The organism is Pseudomonas imperatae, assembly GCF_057128625.1.
Genome location: NZ_JBSKHP010000031.1, coordinates 38,827 through 56,028 on the forward strand (window position 1 = coordinate 38,827; position 17,202 = coordinate 56,028).

Sequence of the window (17,202 nt, forward strand, 5' to 3'; positions counted from 1 at the left end):
ATGCGTTCGCTTACCCTCCACCTGAAAGTCCTCATCGCCGTCCTGGTCACCCTGGGCCTGGCGATCACGGCCTATCAGATCTTCGTGCTCGGCATCCCCATGACCGAGGACGAGACCGACGACCTGTGGAACATCGACGCCAAGGTCGAGTTCGTCGCCAGCCCCAAGGACCCGGTCAAGATCCAGATGTTCGTGCCACCGCTGACCCGCGACTACGTGAGCCTGAACGAAAGCTTCATCTCCAATAACTACGGGGTGAACGTCAACCGCATCGACGGCAACCGCAAGGTCACCTGGTCGGCGCGCCGCGCCAGCGGCAACCAGACCCTGTACTACCGCCTGGTGCTGACCAAGCGCTACAGCAGCGAGAAGCCCAAGATCAAGGGCCCGACCTTCCGCGACAGCATGACCATCGACGGCCCGGAGAAAATCGCCGCCGAAGCCCTGCTGGCGCCGATCCGCCAGCATTCGGCCGACGTCGAGACCTTCGTCAGCGAGACCATCAAGCGCGTCAACAACCTGGGCGACGACAACGTCAAGCTGCTGCTGGCGGGCGACCCGTCCACCGCGCACAAGGCCAGCATCGTCGACCTGCTGCTGTCCATCGCCCACGTGCCCATGGAAAAGGTCCACACCATCCGCCTGGTGGCCGACCAGCCGCAGGCACCCGAGCTGTGGCTGCGCAGCTTCAACGGCAGCCAATGGCTGTACTTCAACCCCGACACCGGCGAACAGGGCCTGCCCGCCGACCGCCTGGTGTGGTGGACCGGCGACGAAAACCTGATCAGCGTGGAAGGCGGCAAGAAGGCCCTGGTGACCTTCACCCTCAATAACAGCGAGATGAACGCCATCCGCCTGGCCAAGCTGACCGACGCCAACACCGACGCCGACTTCCTCGAATACTCGCTGTACAGCCTGCCGCTGCAGACCCAGCAGACGTTCATGATCATGGTGATGATCCCCATCGGCGTGCTGGTGATCCTGATCCTGCGCAACCTGATCGGCCTGCAGACCCTGGGCACCTTCACCCCGGTGCTGATCGCCCTGGCGTTCCGCGAGACCCAGCTGGGCTTCGGCATTGCCCTGTTCACGGTGATCACCGCCCTGGGGCTGTCGCTGCGCTCCTACCTCGAGCACCTGAAGCTGCAGATGCTGCCGCGGTTGTCGGTGGTGCTGACCTTCGTGGTGGTGCTGATCGCCGCCATCAGCCTGTTCAGCCACAAGCTGGGGCTGGAGCGCGGCCTGTCGGTGGCGCTGTTCCCGATGGTGATCCTGACCATGACCATCGAGCGCCTGTCCATCACCTGGGAAGAGCGCGGCGGCAGCCATGCCATGAAGGTGGCCATCGGCACGCTGTTCGCCGCCTCGCTGGCGCACCTGCTGATGACCGTGCCGCAGCTGGTGTATTTCGTGTTCACCTTCCCGGCCATCCTGCTGATCATGGTCGGCTTCATGCTGGCCATGGGGCGCTACCGCGGCTACCGCCTGACCGAGCTGTTGCGCTTCAAGGCCTTCGTCAAGGCGGACAGCTGAATGTTCGGCCTGTTCAAGACCTGGAAAGCCCTGCAGGCGCGAGGCATCATGGGCATCAACCGGCGCAACGCCGACTACGTGCTCAAGTACAACAAGCGCAGCCTGTACCCTATCGTCGATGACAAGATCATCACCAAGGAACGGGCGATCGCCGCCGGCATCCACGTGCCGGAAATGTACGGGGTGATTTCTACCGAGAAGGAAATCAGCCAACTGCCGGCCATCATCGGCGGGCGCAGCGACTTCGTCATCAAGCCAGCCCAGGGCGCCGGCGGCGACGGCATCCTGGTGGTGGCCGACCGCTTCGAGGGGCGCTACCGCACGGTGTCGGGGCGCATCATCAGCCACGACGAGATCGAGCACCAGATTTCCAGCATCCTCACCGGCCTGTACTCCCTGGGCGGCCACCGCGACCGCGCGCTGATCGAATACCGAGTTACCCCCGACCAGATCTTCCGCAGCATCAGCTACGAAGGCGTGCCGGACATCCGCATCATCGTGCTGATGGGCTACCCGGTGATGGCCATGCTGCGCCTGCCCACCCGCCAGTCCAACGGCAAGGCCAACCTGCACCAGGGCGCCATCGGCGTGGGCGTGGACCTGGCCACCGGCGTGACCCTGCGCGGCACCTGGCTGAACAGCATCATCAGCAAGCACCCCGACACCACCAACGCGGTGGACGGCGTGCAACTGCCCAACTGGGACGGCTTCATGAAGCTGGCCGCCGGCTGCTATGAACTGTGCGGCCTGGGCTACATTGGCGTGGACATGGTGCTGGACCAGGAAAAGGGCCCGTTGATCCTGGAGCTGAACGCCCGCCCTGGGCTGAACATCCAGATCGCCAACGACTGCGGCCTGACCCACCGCACCGAAGCGGTGGAAGCGCGCCTGGCGGAGCTGGCGGCCGAAGGGCTGACGGAAAGCGCAGCAGAGCGCGTGCGCTTTACCCAGGGGCTGTTCGGGCACGTGCCGACGCCAGCCTGACCGCAACCTGTAGCCGCTGCCGCAGGCTGCGCTGGCCCCTGAGTACACTCGACAACTTCAGCGTACATGAGAGCCAGCGCAGCCTGGCGGCAGCGGCTACAAAGTTTGCCTCCACAGGTCTACAATCGCCCCCCTCGCTTTTCGATGGTGTTCCACCGCCCGCATGCCTACCTGCTCCGTCGTACCCCTGCCCTACAGCCCCGACCCCGGCGCCTGGTTCGCCGCCATCCGCCACGCCCCCGGCGCCATCCTGCTGGACAGCGCCAAGCCGGCCGCCGAGCGCGGGCGCTTCGACATCCTCAGCGCCTGGCCGATAGAAACCCTGCGCGCGCTGCCGGATGAAAGTGGCGACGCCTACCTGCAACGCCTGCGCGCAGCCCTTGGCCGCCTGGGCCCGGCGCGGCTGCCCCAGGGCATGGAGCTGCCGTTCGCCGGTGGGCTGATCGGCTACCTGAGCTACGATTTCGGCCGGCGCCTGGAGCACCTGCCCAGCGTGGCCGTGGACGACCTGCAACTGCCCGACGCGCACCTGGGCCTGTACGCCTGGGCGCTGATCAGCGACCACCAGTTGCGCAGCAGCCAGCTGATGTTCCACCCAAGCGTGGGCGCCGACGAGCGCCAGCGCCTGGCCACGCTGTTCAGCCAGCCCGCCAGCCGCGCGGCCGGCCCGTTCAAGCTGGACGCCCCCATGCGCCCGGACCTGGCGCCCGAGCAGTACCGCCACGCGTTCGAGCGCATCCAGGCCTACATCGCCGCCGGCGACTGCTACCAGGTGAACCAGACCCAGCGCTTCCGCGCGCCCTGCCATGGCGACCCATGGACCGCCTACCGCGCCCTGCGCGAGGCCTGCCCGACGCCGTTTTCCGGGTTCCTGGCCCTGGAGGACGGCAGCGCCATCCTCAGCCTGTCGCCGGAGCGGTTCGTGCAGGTCAGCGACGGCCACGTCGAAACCCGCCCCATCAAGGGCACCCGCCAGCGTGACGCCGACCCTGCGCGCGATGCCGCCAACGGCCGCGAGCTGCTGGCCAGCCTGAAGGACCGGGCGGAAAACCTGATGATCGTCGACCTGCTGCGCAACGACCTGGGCCGCACCTGCAAGATCGGCTCGGTGCGCGTGCCCGAGCTGTTCGCCCTGGAAAGCTACCCCAACGTGCACCACATGGTCAGCGCCGTGATCGGCCAGCTGGCCGACGGCAAGGACTGCCTCGACCTGCTGGCTGGCAGCTTCCCCGGCGGCTCGATCACCGGCGCACCGAAGATCCGCTCGATGCAGATCATCGACGAGCTGGAGCCCACCCGTCGGGCACTGTACTGCGGTTCGCTGCTGTACCTGGACGTGCGCGGGCACATGGACAGCTCCATCGCCATCCGCAGCCTGCTGGTGAAGGACGGCCAGGTGAGCTGCTGGGGCGGTGGCGCCATCGTGGCGGATTCGCGCTGGGAAGATGAATATGCCGAGTCGGTGTTCAAGGTCAGGGTGCTGATGGACACCCTCGCCGCCTTGTAAATGTGGGAGCTGGCTTGCCAGCGAGCTTTTCAGCCCCATGAAAAACTCGCTGGCAAGCCAGCTCCCACAGGGACTTTTTGTTACCATCAGACACAAATGAGCGCCCAAGCGCCGAATGACCTAGGAAGCCGCCTGATGAGCCTGAACCTCGACGTCGCCGAACTCGCCGCGACTTATGCCAACAAGTCCCCCCAGGACATCCTCAAGCTTGCCTTCGAGCACTTCGGCGACGAGCTGTGGATCTCCTTCAGCGGCGCCGAAGACGTGGTGCTGGTGGACATGGCGTGGAAGCTGAACAAGAACGTCAAGGTATTCAGCCTCGACACCGGCCGCCTGCACCCGGAGACCTACCGGTTCATCGACCAGGTGCGCGAGCATTACAACATCGCCATCGAGCTGGTGTCCCCCGACCACACCCGGCTTGAGCCGTTCGTGAAGGAAAAGGGCCTGTTCAGCTTCTACAAGGACGGCCACGGCGAATGCTGCGGCATCCGCAAGATCGAGCCGCTGCGCCGCAAGCTGTCCACCGTGAAGGCATGGGCCACCGGCCAGCGCCGCGACCAGAGCCCGGGCACCCGCAGCCAGGTGGCGGTGATGGAAATCGACGGCGCGTTTTCCACGCCCGAGCGCCCGCTGTACAAGTTCAACCCGCTGGCGCAGATGAGCAGCGAGGAAGTCTGGGGCTACATCCGCATGCTCGAGCTGCCGTACAACAGCCTGCACGAGCGCGGTTTCATCAGCATCGGCTGCGAGCCCTGCACCCGCCCCGTGCTGCCCAACCAGCACGAGCGCGAAGGCCGCTGGTGGTGGGAAGAAGCCACGCAGAAGGAATGCGGGCTGCATGCAGGCAACCTGATCCAGAAAGCCTGAAGCAAAAAAAACCGGCCAGATTGGCCGGTTTTTTTATGCCCGAAGCCCGGGAATCAATGCACCGGCAGTTCGACGCCGTCGAACAGCTCTTCCAGCTCCTGCTTGTTGTGGCACTGGATGGCCTTGGCCATCACGTCACGGGTCAGGTGCGGGGCGAACTTCTCGATGAAGTCGCACATGAAGCCACGCAGGAAGGTGCCACGGCGGAAGCCGATCTTGGTGACGCTGGCCTCGAACAGGTGGTCGGCGTCGAGCATGACCAGGTCACTGTCGAGCTTGGTGTCCACCGCCATCTTGGCGACGATGCCCACGCCCAGGCCCAAGCGCACGTAAGTCTTGATTACGTCGGCGTCGGCCGCGGTGAACACCACCTTGGGGGTCAGGCCGCGGTGGCTGAAGGCTTCGTCCAGCTTGGAACGGCCGGTGAAACCGAACACATAGGTCACGATCGGGTATTCGGCCAGCACTTCCAGGGTCAGCTTCGGCAGCTTGGTCAGCGGGTGCCCCTGGGGCACTACCACGCAACGGTTCCAGCGGTAGCACGGCATCATGATCAGGTCGCCGAACAGCTCCAGCGCCTCGGTGGCGATGGCAAAATCGACGGTGCCGTCGGCGGCCATCTCGGCGATCTGCATGGGCGAGCCCTGGTGCATGTGCAACGCCACGTCGGGGTATTGCTTGATGAAGTTGCTGATCACCGGCGGCAGCGCGTAGCGCGCCTGGGTGTGGGTGGTGGCGATGGACAGCGTGCCTTTTTTCTCGTTGGAGAATTCCTGGGCGATCTGCTTGATGCTTTCCACCTTGCGCAGGATCTCGCCGGCGGTGGTGATGATGCGCTCACCGGCCGGGGTGACCCGGGTCAGGTGCTTGCCGCTGCGGGCGAAGACTTCAACGCCCAGCTCGTCCTCGAGCAAGCGGATCTGCTTGCTGATGCCGGGCTGGGAGGTATAGAGACTTTGTGCTGTCGCGGAGACGTTGAGGTCGTGGTGCGCTACTTCCCAGATGTAGCGCAATTGTTGAAGCTTCATATGAATCCCTCAAAGCAGATAAACGCCAACAGCGACGAGTTATAACTATATTAATGGTCTGGGTAATAAATCTAGAACTTTTTATCAGATTTTGTACGTGAGTGCACCCTTGCCCGCGCTCAAGCCTTGCGCCGGCCCAGCTGCTGGGACAGCGGCACCATGTAAACCGGCACCGTAGAGAGCTGCAGCACCCGCGCGGCGGTGCGCCCCAGGGGAATGTCGGCACCGGCGCCGTGGCTGTGGCTGCCGACGATCAACAGGTCCACCGCCAGGCGCTGGGCCTGGTCGAGGATGACCTGGGCCGGGTCGCCCTGGCGCACGCGCACGGCGGTGATCAGGGCCAGGTCCTGCTGGCCCTCGCCCAGCTCTTCGCGGAAGCCGTCGAGCACCTTGTGCTCGATGCCGGCCATCATGGTGCTCAGGCCCTCGCTGTGCAGCTCGTTGAGGGTAGGCTCGTCCAGGTAGCTCTGCAAAACCGACTCGGCGAACAGCCCCATGGGCTCCACGGCATGAATCACGTAGAGGTCGGCCTTGAAGGTGCGCGCCAGGGCCAGCGCGTGTTGCATCACGTAGGGGGCGTACAGACCCAGGTCAGTGGCATACAGCATCGAACGGATCATGTGATCTCCTCGACTGCCAAAACGGCAGAGCTTGCACAAGCTTAGCAGCGCCGCCCACAGTCCGACGCCCCGCTCATAACCTGGCGGACGGGACTCACGGCAGCTCGTCGGGCGCGCGCAGCAAGGCCTCGCGCACCCGCAGGTCGATTTCGCCAGCCAGCAGCCGTGCGTTCAGCGCGCCATGGAACTGGCCGTTGTGCACGACAAAGATTGCAGGCAGGTGGAAGACCTCGTACCTTTGCACCGCGCCGAAGTTGTCGCCGGCATCGATCCAGCACAGGCGCTGCACCGCCAGCGGCAGGCGCGGCAGCTCGCGGCGCGCCACCCGGCAGCTGGCACAGCCGGCGCCGGTGAAAATCAGCAGTGACGTACCCGGCGCATCCAGCAATACGTGATCTATAGTCAAATCAGTCAGTTCCAGTTCCTGCAGGGGCCTGCAGGCATCTTCGTCAACCAGCTGACACTCGGAGCCAGTGTTCATGGGTCGTTTTCTTCCTCATCCTTTCGATGTAGCCGTAGAGTTGAACCTGTGTCACCGCCCTGCCCTTGCCGCCCGCCGCCTGCACGTGATCAGCCTGGGCGGCGTGGCCTGCCAGCACCACCGCGCCTACCGCGCCGGCACCGCCATCGACCTGAGCATGCCCACCCTGAACAATGGCCTGCGCTATCCCGGCTACGTGGCCTGGTGCCGCAAACAACCTGCAGGCTACCTGATCGGCGTGGCGTTTACCGATGAACAGACGCTGTTCGGCGCGCGCATGGGCGAGCAGGTCTGCCAGATCCAGCAATACTGCGAAACACAATCACCCTTTTCCGCCAACGTGGAAAGCATCGACGCGCTGGCCCGGCAGTGGGTGGAGCGCCACGCCGCGGAGTTCTCCCAGGCCAGCCTGAGCGACGCTTCGTATTAAATTCGTTACGCATTTCGCCCGCGCCCCATTGTCGCAGCCCCTGCGTTCGCGCTAAGGTTCCGGTCCCCGCTGCGCCCAAAATAAGCTGTGCTCCGCCGCGCGGGGGGATCGCTGGCGGCCGGCACCCGTGACCTGACGAGTAACACGATGGCTGATTTACCGATCGACGACCTCAACGTCGCCTCCAACGACACCCTGATCACCCCCGACCAGCTCAAGCGGGACATCCCCCTGAGCCCGGCCGCGCTGAAGACCGTGACCCAGGGCCGCCAGGTTGTCCGCGATATTCTCGATGGCAAGGACCACCGCTTGTTCGTGGTGATCGGCCCCTGCTCCATCCACGACATCAAGGCCGCCCACGAATACGCCGAGCGCCTCAAGGCCCTGGCCGCTGAAGTGAGCGACACCCTGTACCTGGTGATGCGCGTGTACTTCGAGAAGCCGCGCACCACCGTGGGTTGGAAAGGCCTGATCAACGACCCGTACCTGGACGACTCGTTCAAGATCCAGGACGGCCTGCACATCGGCCGCCAGCTGCTGCTGGACCTGGCGGAAATGGGCCTGCCGACCGCCACCGAAGCCCTGGACCCGATCTCGCCGCAGTACCTGCAGGACCTGATCAGCTGGTCGGCAATCGGCGCGCGCACCACCGAATCCCAGACCCACCGGGAAATGGCCTCGGGCCTGTCCTCGGCCGTGGGCTTCAAGAACGGCACCGACGGCGGCCTGACCGTGGCCATCAACGCCCTGCAGTCAGTCTCCAGCCCGCACCGTTTCCTGGGCATCAACCAGGAAGGTGGCGTATCCATCGTCACCACCAAGGGCAACGCCTATGGCCACGTGGTGCTGCGCGGCGGCAACGGCAAGCCCAACTATGACTCGGTGAGCGTCGCCCTGTGCGAGCAGGCCCTGAACAAGGCCAGCATCCGCCCCAACATCATGGTCGACTGCAGCCATGCCAACTCCAACAAGGACCCGGCCCTGCAGCCGCTGGTGATGGAGAACGTCGCCAACCAGATCGTCGAGGGCAACAACTCGATCATCGGCCTGATGGTGGAAAGCCACCTGAACTGGGGCTGCCAGGCCATTCCCAAGGACCTGGCCGAGCTGCAGTACGGGGTGTCCATCACCGATGCCTGCATCGACTGGGCCAGCACCGAGACCACCCTGCGCAACATGCACGCCAAGCTCAAGGACGTGCTGCCCAAGCGCGCCCGCGGCTAAGCAGCGCGCACATGAAAACGCCGGGGCATGCCCCGGCGTTTTCGTGTCTGGCTGGTGGCCGACGCGTGTTCAGGTCTTGGCGGCGTGCCGCTGGTGACGTTCCATGTAGCGCTCCACGTAGGAGCACGACGGGATCACGGTGTACCCCATGCGGTCGGCATAGGCCAGCGCCTGCTCGGTAAGGGCCGCGGCAATGCCGCGGCCGCGCAACGCGTTGGGCACGAAGGTACGATAGATATCCAGCGTCTGCTTACCCAGGTCCATGTAGGTCAGGTAGGCACGATGACCGTCTACGTTGGTCTCGAATTGATGACCGGCCTGGTCATGGTGGATGGACAACGCCTCGCTCATCACAACTCCTCGCGGGTCTTGTATGTGACCCTTACCTTACCGATGTTTTTCCGGCGAAGGAACCTCTACGCCACCCCGTGCCTGTTTCGACACAGAGACGAGCTTTGTCGTTCTCTTTTCAAAGGAGCACGTAGCTCAATAGTAGGCGCCGTTGCCACCGACACTCAAGACACTCGCCCGGCTGTACGTAACATTTACGTGACCGAACATCTGAAGGCAGCCCCGACTGAACATTGCCGAATGTTAAACCTTCGACGACTGCCGACAATTGAAGTCACTACTAGTTCAGTAAAAAACACTTTAGCAGGCTTTACCAAACACACCGGGAAGCGTTGCCCAGGTTTAATAGTGACCGCTGCAAAGGTGATGCAGCTCACACCTCACCCGCCCCTTGACGCCTTTTCCAGACTGGCTGGTGGAACCTGTACGTGGGCTGTCGTCAATACAACAGAGGGGTTGGCGAGAATTTTTTTTGCTTCTTGCGTTAGGTCATTTTACTTACTACAAGTAATGGGTACTATGTACGCCGGCTATTTTCTCACTCACGAGAGATGGCTTTAAATAGAAAGTCCTTGAAGGGGATCACGATGAACAACGTTCTGAAATTCTCTGCTCTGGCTCTGGCCGCCGTCCTGGCTACCGGTTGCAGCAGCGCCTCCAAAGAAACCGAAGCTCGCCTGACCGCTACCGAAGATGCTTCGGCTCGCGCTCAAGCTCGTGCTGACGAAGCTTATCGCAAAGCTGACGAAGCTCTGGCTGCTGCCCAGAAAGCTCAACAGACTGCTGACGAAGCCAACGAGCGCGCTCTGCGCATGCTGGACAAGGCAAGCCGTAAGTAATAGTCCCTCGGGATTATTGCAAGGCCAGCCCACCTTTGGTGGGCTGGCTTTTTTTATGCCTGGAACAAACAGCAGCCGTTACCGTTGTTTGTGGTCTTGTCTCGGGTTGTGATCTTGCTTCGGCTTGTGATCTTGATCTGGCTTGTGATCTTGATCTGGCTTTTGATCTGGCTTTTGATCTTGATTGTATGCCCCGTAAAGCGCCCGGGCCGACTGGAGGCGTCGATCAACGGGCTGCCCGAAGGGCCGAGGCCGCAGGCCGAAGAGACGGTAACCCGCAGGCTTCTATAGCGGGTGCCGTCTGCCCGTTGAGCGGCGCCGGAAGGAGGGGACCCGTAGCGCAGCGGAGGGCCCAAGCAGGGGCAAGCCCTTTTTGCTTACTTTTTGGGGCGACTGCCAAAAAGTGAGTCGGCGTAAGGCCGAAACGGTCGGTGGTCGCACCACGAAAATGGATATATCCAGAAACGTCAGAAGCGGGATCCGACCATCGTGAACATATCCATTTCCTAGGGTGATGCACAATCACCTTTCCGCCCTTACGGCGGCTCACTTTTTGTCAAACGCCACAAAAAGTAAGCAAAAAAGGCTTGCCCCTGCTTGGTCCCTACGCTTCGCTTCGGGTCCCCTCCCTCCGGCGTCGTCCAAGCGGACGACGGCCCGGAATAGAAGCGCCTCCGGTTCCGTCTTCCCCGGCTACGCCGTGGACCGCTCGGTCAACGCCTCCAGTCGGCCCTGGCGCTTTATGGGGCACACAATCAAGATCAACGGCCGCATGGGATCAAGATCAAGGTCAAGACCAGTTCGCGGTGCGGCAGTTGCCAACTTCGTTGGCATGAAAAAGGGGGAGCCCGCGTCAGCGGCCTCCCCCTTTTTGATGCCAGCCGGCAATCAATCCATCTTCTGCACCGGCACCTGCGGCGCAGGCGTCACCGGCGCCTTGGAAATAACCGAGTCGTTCGCAGACCCCGCCACGCCAGGCGCCGCGATTTCCACCGGCAGGCCGTCCTCGGCCGCCACCACGTCACGCACGGTATCCCAGTTCATCTGCATGTTGGTGCCGTTGAGGTCCGGGCGGTTGAGCATCGCGTTGATCACCGCGGTGTGCTTGTCCACCGCCGACGGGTCGCCCTTGGCGTCCAGCGGGGTGTGGGCCTCGATGTAGATCTTGCCTTCGCTCACGCCGAACTTGTAGGGCTCGTTGATGATGCGCACCGGAGTACCCACCGGCACCATTTTCGACAGTTCAAGCACGTTGAAGTTGTACATGCGGAAGCAACCATGGCTGGTGCGCATGCCGATGCCGAACTTCTTGTTGGAACCGTGGATCAGGTAGCCCGGAATGCCCAGGGTGAACTTGAACGGGCCCAGGGGGTTGTCGGGGCCGGCCGGCACCACGTTCGGCAGCGGGTCGCCGTCGGCGGCGTGTTCGGCCTTGATCGACGCGGGCGGGGTCCAGGTCGGGTTGGGGATCTTGCCGGTGATCTTGGTCTGCGAGATTGGCGAGCCCCAGCCTTCGCGACCGATGCCGATCGGGTAGGTGTAGACGACGTTCTCGCCCTTGGGGAAGTAGTACATGCGGTATTCAGGCAGGTTGATCACGATGCCTTCGCGCTTGCCCGGCGGCAGGATGAAGCGGGTGGGCAACACGATCTCGGTGCCGGCGCCCGGCAGCCAGGCATCGACGCCAGGGTTGGCGGCGATCATTTCCAGGTAGCCCAGGTCGTTGGCTTCACCCAGGTCGGCAAAGGTGTCTTCGTACTTGGCCTTGATCACCTGGACCTGACCGACGATGTCCTGGCCGGGTGGCGGCAGGGGGAATTCCAGTGCCGCAGCGGGACCGGCGGCGATGGCAGCGGTCAGGGCCAGGCAACGGGTGACGACGGAAAAGCGCGGCAACATCCGAGGATCCTTTGCAAAACGAGAGGGATAATCGGACGATTGTACACCGACGCCCCGCTTACCGGGAGGCCTGTGGACGGACAGCGGATGAACAGAAAATCAGTTGGCCAGTTCCGGCCACACCGGCCGGGTGCCCTTCTTCTGCGCCTGCAGGATGGCCTTGCACAGCGGGCACAGGCGCCGGTCGCGGAATATCGAGGGGGCCACCCCGGACCAACGCGGCTGGGCCGGCAACAGGGTGCCACACAACGTGCGGTCGGCCGAGCCCCCCAGCTCGAGCTGGCGGGCGATCAGGTGCACACGAATTTCCTGGCACGCGAACAGATCGAGCTGCTCATCGGGCTCGATAAGTTGGTACGCAAACAGGGACCAGGCAGGACGCGGCATTGGGGGCTCCAGATCGGGGGGCGCCACATTAGCCGAAACGCGGTTGCTAGAAAAGCGTCAAAGCAGCGGTTTTAGCTGCGGCCAGACATTTTCCAGCAACTTGCCCTGGGCATTCACCGCCGGATGGATGCCATCGGCCTGCATCAGCGCCGGCACCCCACCCACCCCTTCGAGGAAAAACGGCACCAGCGCCACCTGCTTCTGCGTGGCCAGGTCGCCATACACCCGGGCGAAGGCAGTGGTGTAGCGCACGCCGTAGTTGGGCGGCAGTTGCATGCCCAGCAACAGCACCTTGGCACCGGCGGCGCGGGCGCCATCGATCATCGCTGACAGGTTTTGTTGCAATTGCGCCGGCGGGTGCCCCTGCAGGCCATCGTTGCCGCCCAATTCCAAAATCACCACCTGGGGCTTGTGCGCCGCCAGCAGCGCCGGCAGCCGCGCCTGGCCGCCCGCCGAGGTGTCGCCCGAGATGGAGGCATTCACCACCTCATCCTTGAAACCCTCGTGCTCAAGCCGTTGTCGCAACAAGGACACCCACCCTTTGCTGGTATCCAGGCCCAAACCGGCGCTGATACTATCGCCCACGACCAGCACGGTACCCGCCGCTGCGTTCTGCGCCAGCACCATCAGCGCCAGGCCAGCACTCAACCACAACATTCGCATCGGATTCTCCATGGGCATCAGCATCCTCAAAGCTCAGAACCTTAGCAAAGTGGTTCCCAGCGCGGAAGGCGACCTGACCATCCTGCACGAACTGTCACTGGATTTGCACAAGGGCGACAGCCTGGCCATCGTCGGCGCCTCGGGCTCGGGCAAGTCGACGCTGCTGGGCCTGCTGGCCGGCCTCGACCTGCCCAGCGCCGGCAACGTTACCCTGGCCGGCCGCGACCTCAGCCAGCTGGACGAAGACCAGCGCGCGCGGGTGCGCGCCGAGCACGTGGGCTTCGTGTTCCAGTCGTTCCAACTGCTGGACAGCCTCAACGCCCTGGAAAACGTGATGCTGCCGCTGGAACTCGATGGCCGCCACGACGCCCGCGACACCGCCCGCGGCCTGCTGGAGCGGGTGGGCCTGGGCCAGCGCCTGAGCCATTCGCCGCGGCAGTTGTCCGGCGGCGAGCAGCAACGCGTGGCCATCGCCCGCGCGTTTGCCGCCGAGCCCGACGTGCTGTTCGCCGACGAACCCACCGGCAACCTCGACAGCCACACCGGCGAGCGCATCAGCGACCTGCTGTTCGAACTGAACAAGGAACGCGGCACCACCCTGGTGCTGGTCACCCACGACGAACGCCTGGCGCACCGCTGCCGGCGCCTGATCCGTCTTGATGCCGGCCGCCTGGTCGGCCCCCTGGAGCCTTGACCCGATGGCTGGATTGCCACTCACGCGCCTGCTCACCCTGTCCGTTCGCCAACTGCTGCGCGATGCCCGCGCCGGTGAACTGCGGGTGCTGTTCTTCGCCCTGCTGGTGGCCGTGGCCGCCAGCACCGCCATCGGCTATTTCGGCGCACGCCTGAACGCGGCCATGCTGCTGCGCGCCACCGAGTTCCTCGGCGCCGACCTGGTGCTGCAAGGCACCACGCCGCCACGCCCCGAGCAGCTTCGGCTGGGCCGCGAGCAGGGGCTGGAGCATGCGCGGGTGGTGGAGTTCGCCAGCGTGGTGGCCACTGACAACGGCATCCAGCTGTCGAGCATCAAGGCAGTGGACGACAACTACCCGCTGCGCGGCGAGCTGAAAAGCGCCGCCCAGCCCTACGGCGAGGAAAGCGCGGGCGGCCGGCCGGGCCCGGGCGAGGCCTGGGTGGAGTCACGGCTGCTGGCGGCGCTGAACCTGAAGATCGGCGACAGCATCGACGTCGGCAACAAGACCCTGCGCCTGGCGCGGGTGCTGACCTACGAGCCCGATCGCGCCGGCAACTTCTACAGCCTGACCCCACGGGTGATGATCAACGAGGCTGACCTGGCCGCCACCGGGGTGATCCAACCCGGCAGCCGGGTGACCTTCCGTGACCTGTGGCGCGGCAAGCCCATCGCCCTGGCCGCCTACGCGCAGACCGTGCACGCAGGCCTGGCGCCCAACCAGCGCATCCAGGATGCCCGCGACGGCAACCAGCAGATCGGCAGTGCGCTGAGCAAGGCCGAGCGCTACCTGAACATGGCCAGCCTGGTGGCGGTGCTGCTCTCCGGAGTGGCCGTGGCGTTGTCGGCCAGCCGCTTCGCCAGCCGCCGCTTCGACGCCAGCGCGCTGCTGCGCTGCCTGGGCCTGTCGCGGCGCGAGGTGCTGCTGTCGTTCTGCATTCAACTCACCGTGCTGGGCCTGCTGGCCTGCGTCAGCGGCGCGCTGCTGGGCTGGTTGGCCCAGCTGGGCCTGTTCAAGCTGCTGCAGGGCCTGCTGCCCAGCGCCATCCCCAGTGGCGGCGCCCTGCCCGCCCTGGCCGGCATCGGCACCGGGCTGGTAGCGCTGGCCGGTTTCGCCCTGCCGCCACTGGCGGCGCTGGGCCGCGTGCCGCCGCTGCGGGTGTTGCGTCGCGACCTGCTGCCGGTGCCCGCCAGCACCTGGCTGGTGTACGGCCTGGCCATCCTGGCGCTGGGCCTGATCATGTGGCGCCTGAGCCTGGACCTGCTGCTGACCTTCGCCCTGCTCGCCGGCGGCCTGCTGGCGGCGCTGGTGCTGGGCGGCGTGCTGCTGCTGGCGCTGCAAAGCCTGCGGCGCCTGCTGGCAGGCGCGCCGCTGCCGTGGCGCCTGGGGCTGGGCCAGCTGCTGCGCCACCCACTGGCCGCTGCCGGGCAGTCCCTGGCCTTCGGCCTGATCTTGCTGTCCATGGCGCTGATCGCCCTGCTACGCGGCGAACTGCTGGACACCTGGCAGAACCAGCTGCCGAAAAACGCGCCCAACTTTTTCGCCCTGAACATCCTGCCCAGCGACAAGGACAACTTCGCCCAGCGCCTGGCCAGCTACTCGGCCAGGTCGGCGCCGCTGTTCCCGGTCATCCCCGGGCGCCTGACCGCGGTCAACGGCGAGCCGGTGCGCCAGTTGGTGACCCGCGATTCACGCGGCGACCAGGCCACCGAGCGCGACCTGAGCCTGACCTGGTCGGCGGAGGTCCCCACCGGCAACAGCCTCACCGCCGGCCAGTGGTGGGGCCCCGTGCCCGACACCGAGCACCCCGGCGTCTCGGTGGAAGCCAAGCTGGCCGACAGCCTCAAGCTGAAGCTGGGCGACACCCTGACCTTCAACATCGGCGGCAGCGAGCGCCAGGCCCGGGTCACCAGCCTGCGCGAGGTGCACTGGGACAGTTTCCAGCCCAACTTCTACATGATCTTCCAGCCCGGCACCCTCACGGACCTGCCCACCACCTACCTCACCAGCTTCTACCTGGCCCCCGGCCACGACCAGCAGGTGGTGGAGCTGGCGCGGGCATTCCCGGCGGTGACCTTGCTGCAGGTGGAAGCGCTGCTGGAGCAGCTGCGCAGCATCCTCGCCCAGGTGACCCTGGCGGTGGAGTACGTGCTGCTGTTCGTGCTGGCGGCGGGCATGGCGGTGCTGTTCTCCGGGCTGCAGGCCACGCTGGACGAACGCATCCGTCAAGGCGCCCTGCTTCGCGCCCTGGGCGCCGAACGCCGGCTGCTGGTCAAGGCGCGGCGCATCGAGTTCGGCCTGCTCGGCGCTGCCAGCGGCCTGCTGGCCGCCCTGGGCACCGAGCTGATCAGCCTGGCGCTGTACCGCCTGGCGTTCAACCTGGAGTGGCACCCGCACCCCTGGCTGCTGGTGCTGCCGTTGGTGGGCGCCCTGTTGATCGGCGGCGCCGGGGTGTTCGGCACCCGCCGCGCCTTGAACGCCAGCCCGCTGGCGGTGCTGCGCGACAGCTGATTGCGTGTGCAAGGTTGCATGGATGGTTTTTTGGAACTAGATTCCAGAAACCATCCTGCAGCCAAAAACAACAATCAGGAACACACGCATGCCAACTCCCCTCCGGGTCGCCCTCATCGGCGCCGGCGCCATGGGCCGTCAACACGCCCACTACCTGCAGCAATTGCCCGAGACCCAACTGGTGGCGGTCGCCGACCCGTTCACCCGCCAGCTGGCCGATGATTTCGACGTGCCCAGCTACCCCCACCACCAGGCGCTGCTCGACAGCGTCCGGCCCGATGCGGTGATCATCGCCAACCCCAACGACCTGCACGTGCCCACGGCCATCGACTGCCTGGACGCCGGCGTCGCCACGCTGCTGGAGAAGCCGGTGGCCTGTTCCCTGGAGCAGGCGCGGCTGCTGGTCGCCGCCGAGCGGCGCACCGGCGTGCCGCTGCTGATCGGCCATCACCGCCGTCACAACCCGATTATCAGCCGTGCCCGGCAGATCATCGAAGCCGGCGCGCTGGGGCGGCTGACCACGGTGACCGGGCTGTGGCAGACGCGCAAAGACGACGCCTACTTCGACGTCGGCTGGCGCCGCGAGCCCGGCGCCGGCGTGCTGCTGATCAACCTGATCCACGACCTCGACCTGATGCGCTACCTGTGCGGCGAGGTCAGCGAGGTGCAGGCCATCACCAGCCACCTGGCCCGCGACCTGCCGGTGGAAGACAGCGCGGCGCTGCTGCTGCAGTTCGCCAACGGCGCGCTGGGCACCCTCACCGGCTCCGACGCCACCGCCGCGCCCTGGGGCTGGGACCAGAACGCCGGTGAGAACCCGGCGGTGTTCGCCCAGCAACCCGAGCAGCCCTGCCTGCTGCTGGCCGGCACCGAAGGCTCGCTGAGCCTGCCGCAACTCAAACTGTGGCAGTACGGCGACACCCGGGGCTGGCACTCGCCGTTGCTGTGCCGGCAAGAGCAGGCCGACAACAGCCTGGCCATGCACAACCAGCTGCGCCACCTGGTACAGGTAGCCCGCCGCGCCTGTGCGCCACTGGTCACGGCCGCCGACGCCGCGCGCACCCTGGCCCTGGTGCAGGCCGCGCAACGGGCCGCCACTGAGGGCCGAACCATGGCGCCGGCGACGCTGTAGCGATAACCCCTGCAAGCAGGCAGAATGGCATTCCAACCCTCAATGCCATTC

The 17,202-nt window shown here is 65.2% G+C and carries 17 protein-coding genes; 10 read left to right on the forward strand and 7 right to left on the reverse strand.

Annotated elements, in window-relative coordinates; all coding sequences use genetic code 11:
- From rloB to ACWKWX_RS28075, 4 genes are all read left to right on the forward strand, one after another.
- Window positions 1-1,533, forward strand: a complete 1,533-nt coding sequence (gene rloB, locus ACWKWX_RS28060; protein WP_416423315.1) for an osmotic stress tolerance membrane protein RloB — start codon at window positions 1-3, stop codon at window positions 1,531-1,533.
- The gene (locus ACWKWX_RS28065; protein ID WP_476302175.1) at window positions 1,534-2,517 is read left to right on the forward strand and encodes an alpha-L-glutamate ligase-like protein; all 984 of its coding nucleotides are present in this window, start codon (window positions 1,534-1,536) and stop codon (window positions 2,515-2,517) included.
- Between the two features lie 163 nt (window positions 2,518-2,680).
- Window positions 2,681-4,024, forward strand: coding sequence for an aminodeoxychorismate synthase component I (gene pabB, locus ACWKWX_RS28070; RefSeq protein ID WP_483829490.1), 1,344 nt, complete (start codon window positions 2,681-2,683; stop codon window positions 4,022-4,024).
- A gap of 135 nt (window positions 4,025-4,159) precedes the next feature.
- The gene (locus tag ACWKWX_RS28075) at window positions 4,160-4,894 is read left to right on the forward strand and encodes a phosphoadenylyl-sulfate reductase (RefSeq protein WP_475506254.1); all 735 of its coding nucleotides are present in this window, start codon (window positions 4,160-4,162) and stop codon (window positions 4,892-4,894) included.
- Between the two features lie 53 nt (window positions 4,895-4,947).
- Here ACWKWX_RS28075 and cysB read toward each other — a convergent pair whose 3' ends face one another.
- The 3 genes from cysB to ACWKWX_RS28090 form a co-directional block, all read right to left on the reverse strand.
- Window positions 4,948-5,922, reverse strand: coding sequence for an HTH-type transcriptional regulator CysB (gene cysB, locus ACWKWX_RS28080; RefSeq protein ID WP_416423311.1), 975 nt, complete (start codon window positions 5,920-5,922; stop codon window positions 4,948-4,950).
- 119 nt (window positions 5,923-6,041) lie between these two features.
- Window positions 6,042-6,542: a universal stress protein gene (locus ACWKWX_RS28085; protein ID WP_416423310.1), complete on the reverse strand. Its 501-nt coding sequence runs from the start codon at window positions 6,540-6,542 to the stop codon at window positions 6,042-6,044.
- A 94-nt stretch (window positions 6,543-6,636) separates the two neighbouring features.
- The gene (locus ACWKWX_RS28090; RefSeq protein WP_416423309.1) at window positions 6,637-7,023 is read right to left on the reverse strand and encodes a YbbN family protein; all 387 of its coding nucleotides are present in this window, start codon (window positions 7,021-7,023) and stop codon (window positions 6,637-6,639) included.
- On the opposite strand from ACWKWX_RS28090, the gene ACWKWX_RS28095 reads away from it, so the two are divergent.
- Both ACWKWX_RS28095 and ACWKWX_RS28100 read left to right on the forward strand, forming a co-directional pair.
- Window positions 7,022-7,453, forward strand: a complete 432-nt coding sequence (locus tag ACWKWX_RS28095; RefSeq protein WP_416423308.1) for a PilZ domain-containing protein — start codon at window positions 7,022-7,024, stop codon at window positions 7,451-7,453. The two genes, ACWKWX_RS28090 and ACWKWX_RS28095, sit on opposite strands and share 2 nt — an antisense overlap.
- Window positions 7,454-7,600: 147 nt before the next feature.
- Window positions 7,601-8,677, forward strand: a complete 1,077-nt coding sequence (locus tag ACWKWX_RS28100) for a 3-deoxy-7-phosphoheptulonate synthase (protein WP_416423307.1) — start codon at window positions 7,601-7,603, stop codon at window positions 8,675-8,677.
- A 69-nt stretch (window positions 8,678-8,746) separates the two neighbouring features.
- On the opposite strand, the gene ACWKWX_RS28105 is transcribed toward ACWKWX_RS28100, so the two are convergent.
- Window positions 8,747-9,028 carry a GNAT family N-acetyltransferase gene (locus ACWKWX_RS28105; RefSeq protein WP_416423306.1) on the reverse strand — a complete coding sequence of 94 codons (282 nt, stop codon included), beginning with the start codon at window positions 9,026-9,028 and terminating at the stop codon, window positions 8,747-8,749.
- Window positions 9,029-9,615: 587 nt separating this feature from the next.
- Here ACWKWX_RS28105 and oprI point away from each other — a divergent pair.
- A complete protein-coding gene (oprI, locus tag ACWKWX_RS28110) occupies window positions 9,616-9,867 on the forward strand; it encodes an outer membrane lipoprotei OprI (protein WP_008372139.1) in 252 nt (83 codons plus the stop codon).
- 888 nt (window positions 9,868-10,755) lie between these two features.
- Here oprI and ACWKWX_RS28115 read toward each other — a convergent pair.
- The 3 genes from ACWKWX_RS28115 to ACWKWX_RS28125 form a co-directional block, all read right to left on the reverse strand.
- Entirely contained in the window at window positions 10,756-11,766 is a 1,011-nt protein-coding gene (locus ACWKWX_RS28115) for a L,D-transpeptidase family protein (RefSeq protein ID WP_416423305.1), read from the reverse strand.
- Between the two features lie 99 nt (window positions 11,767-11,865).
- On the reverse strand, window positions 11,866-12,153 hold the full coding sequence (locus ACWKWX_RS28120; protein ID WP_416423304.1) for a hypothetical protein: 288 nt from the start codon (window positions 12,151-12,153) through the stop codon (window positions 11,866-11,868).
- Window positions 12,154-12,210: 57 nt separating this feature from the next.
- Window positions 12,211-12,816, reverse strand: coding sequence for an arylesterase (locus ACWKWX_RS28125; protein WP_416423303.1), 606 nt, complete (start codon window positions 12,814-12,816; stop codon window positions 12,211-12,213).
- 10 nt (window positions 12,817-12,826) lie between these two features.
- On the opposite strand from ACWKWX_RS28125, the gene ACWKWX_RS28130 reads away from it, so the two are divergent.
- The 3 genes from ACWKWX_RS28130 (at window position 12,827) to ACWKWX_RS28140 (ending at window position 17,151) form a co-directional block, all read left to right on the forward strand.
- Complete coding sequence (locus ACWKWX_RS28130; RefSeq protein WP_473005954.1) at window positions 12,827-13,510, forward strand: ABC transporter ATP-binding protein; 684 nt, start codon at window positions 12,827-12,829, stop codon at window positions 13,508-13,510.
- 4 nt (window positions 13,511-13,514) lie between these two features.
- On the forward strand, window positions 13,515-16,019 hold the full coding sequence (locus ACWKWX_RS28135) for an ABC transporter permease (RefSeq protein WP_483829491.1): 2,505 nt from the start codon (window positions 13,515-13,517) through the stop codon (window positions 16,017-16,019).
- Between the two features lie 88 nt (window positions 16,020-16,107).
- Window positions 16,108-17,151 (forward strand): Gfo/Idh/MocA family protein, encoded by a 1,044-nt coding sequence (locus ACWKWX_RS28140; RefSeq protein ID WP_473005952.1) that lies wholly within the window; start codon window positions 16,108-16,110, stop codon window positions 17,149-17,151.
- Window positions 17,152-17,202 lie beyond the last annotated feature (51 nt).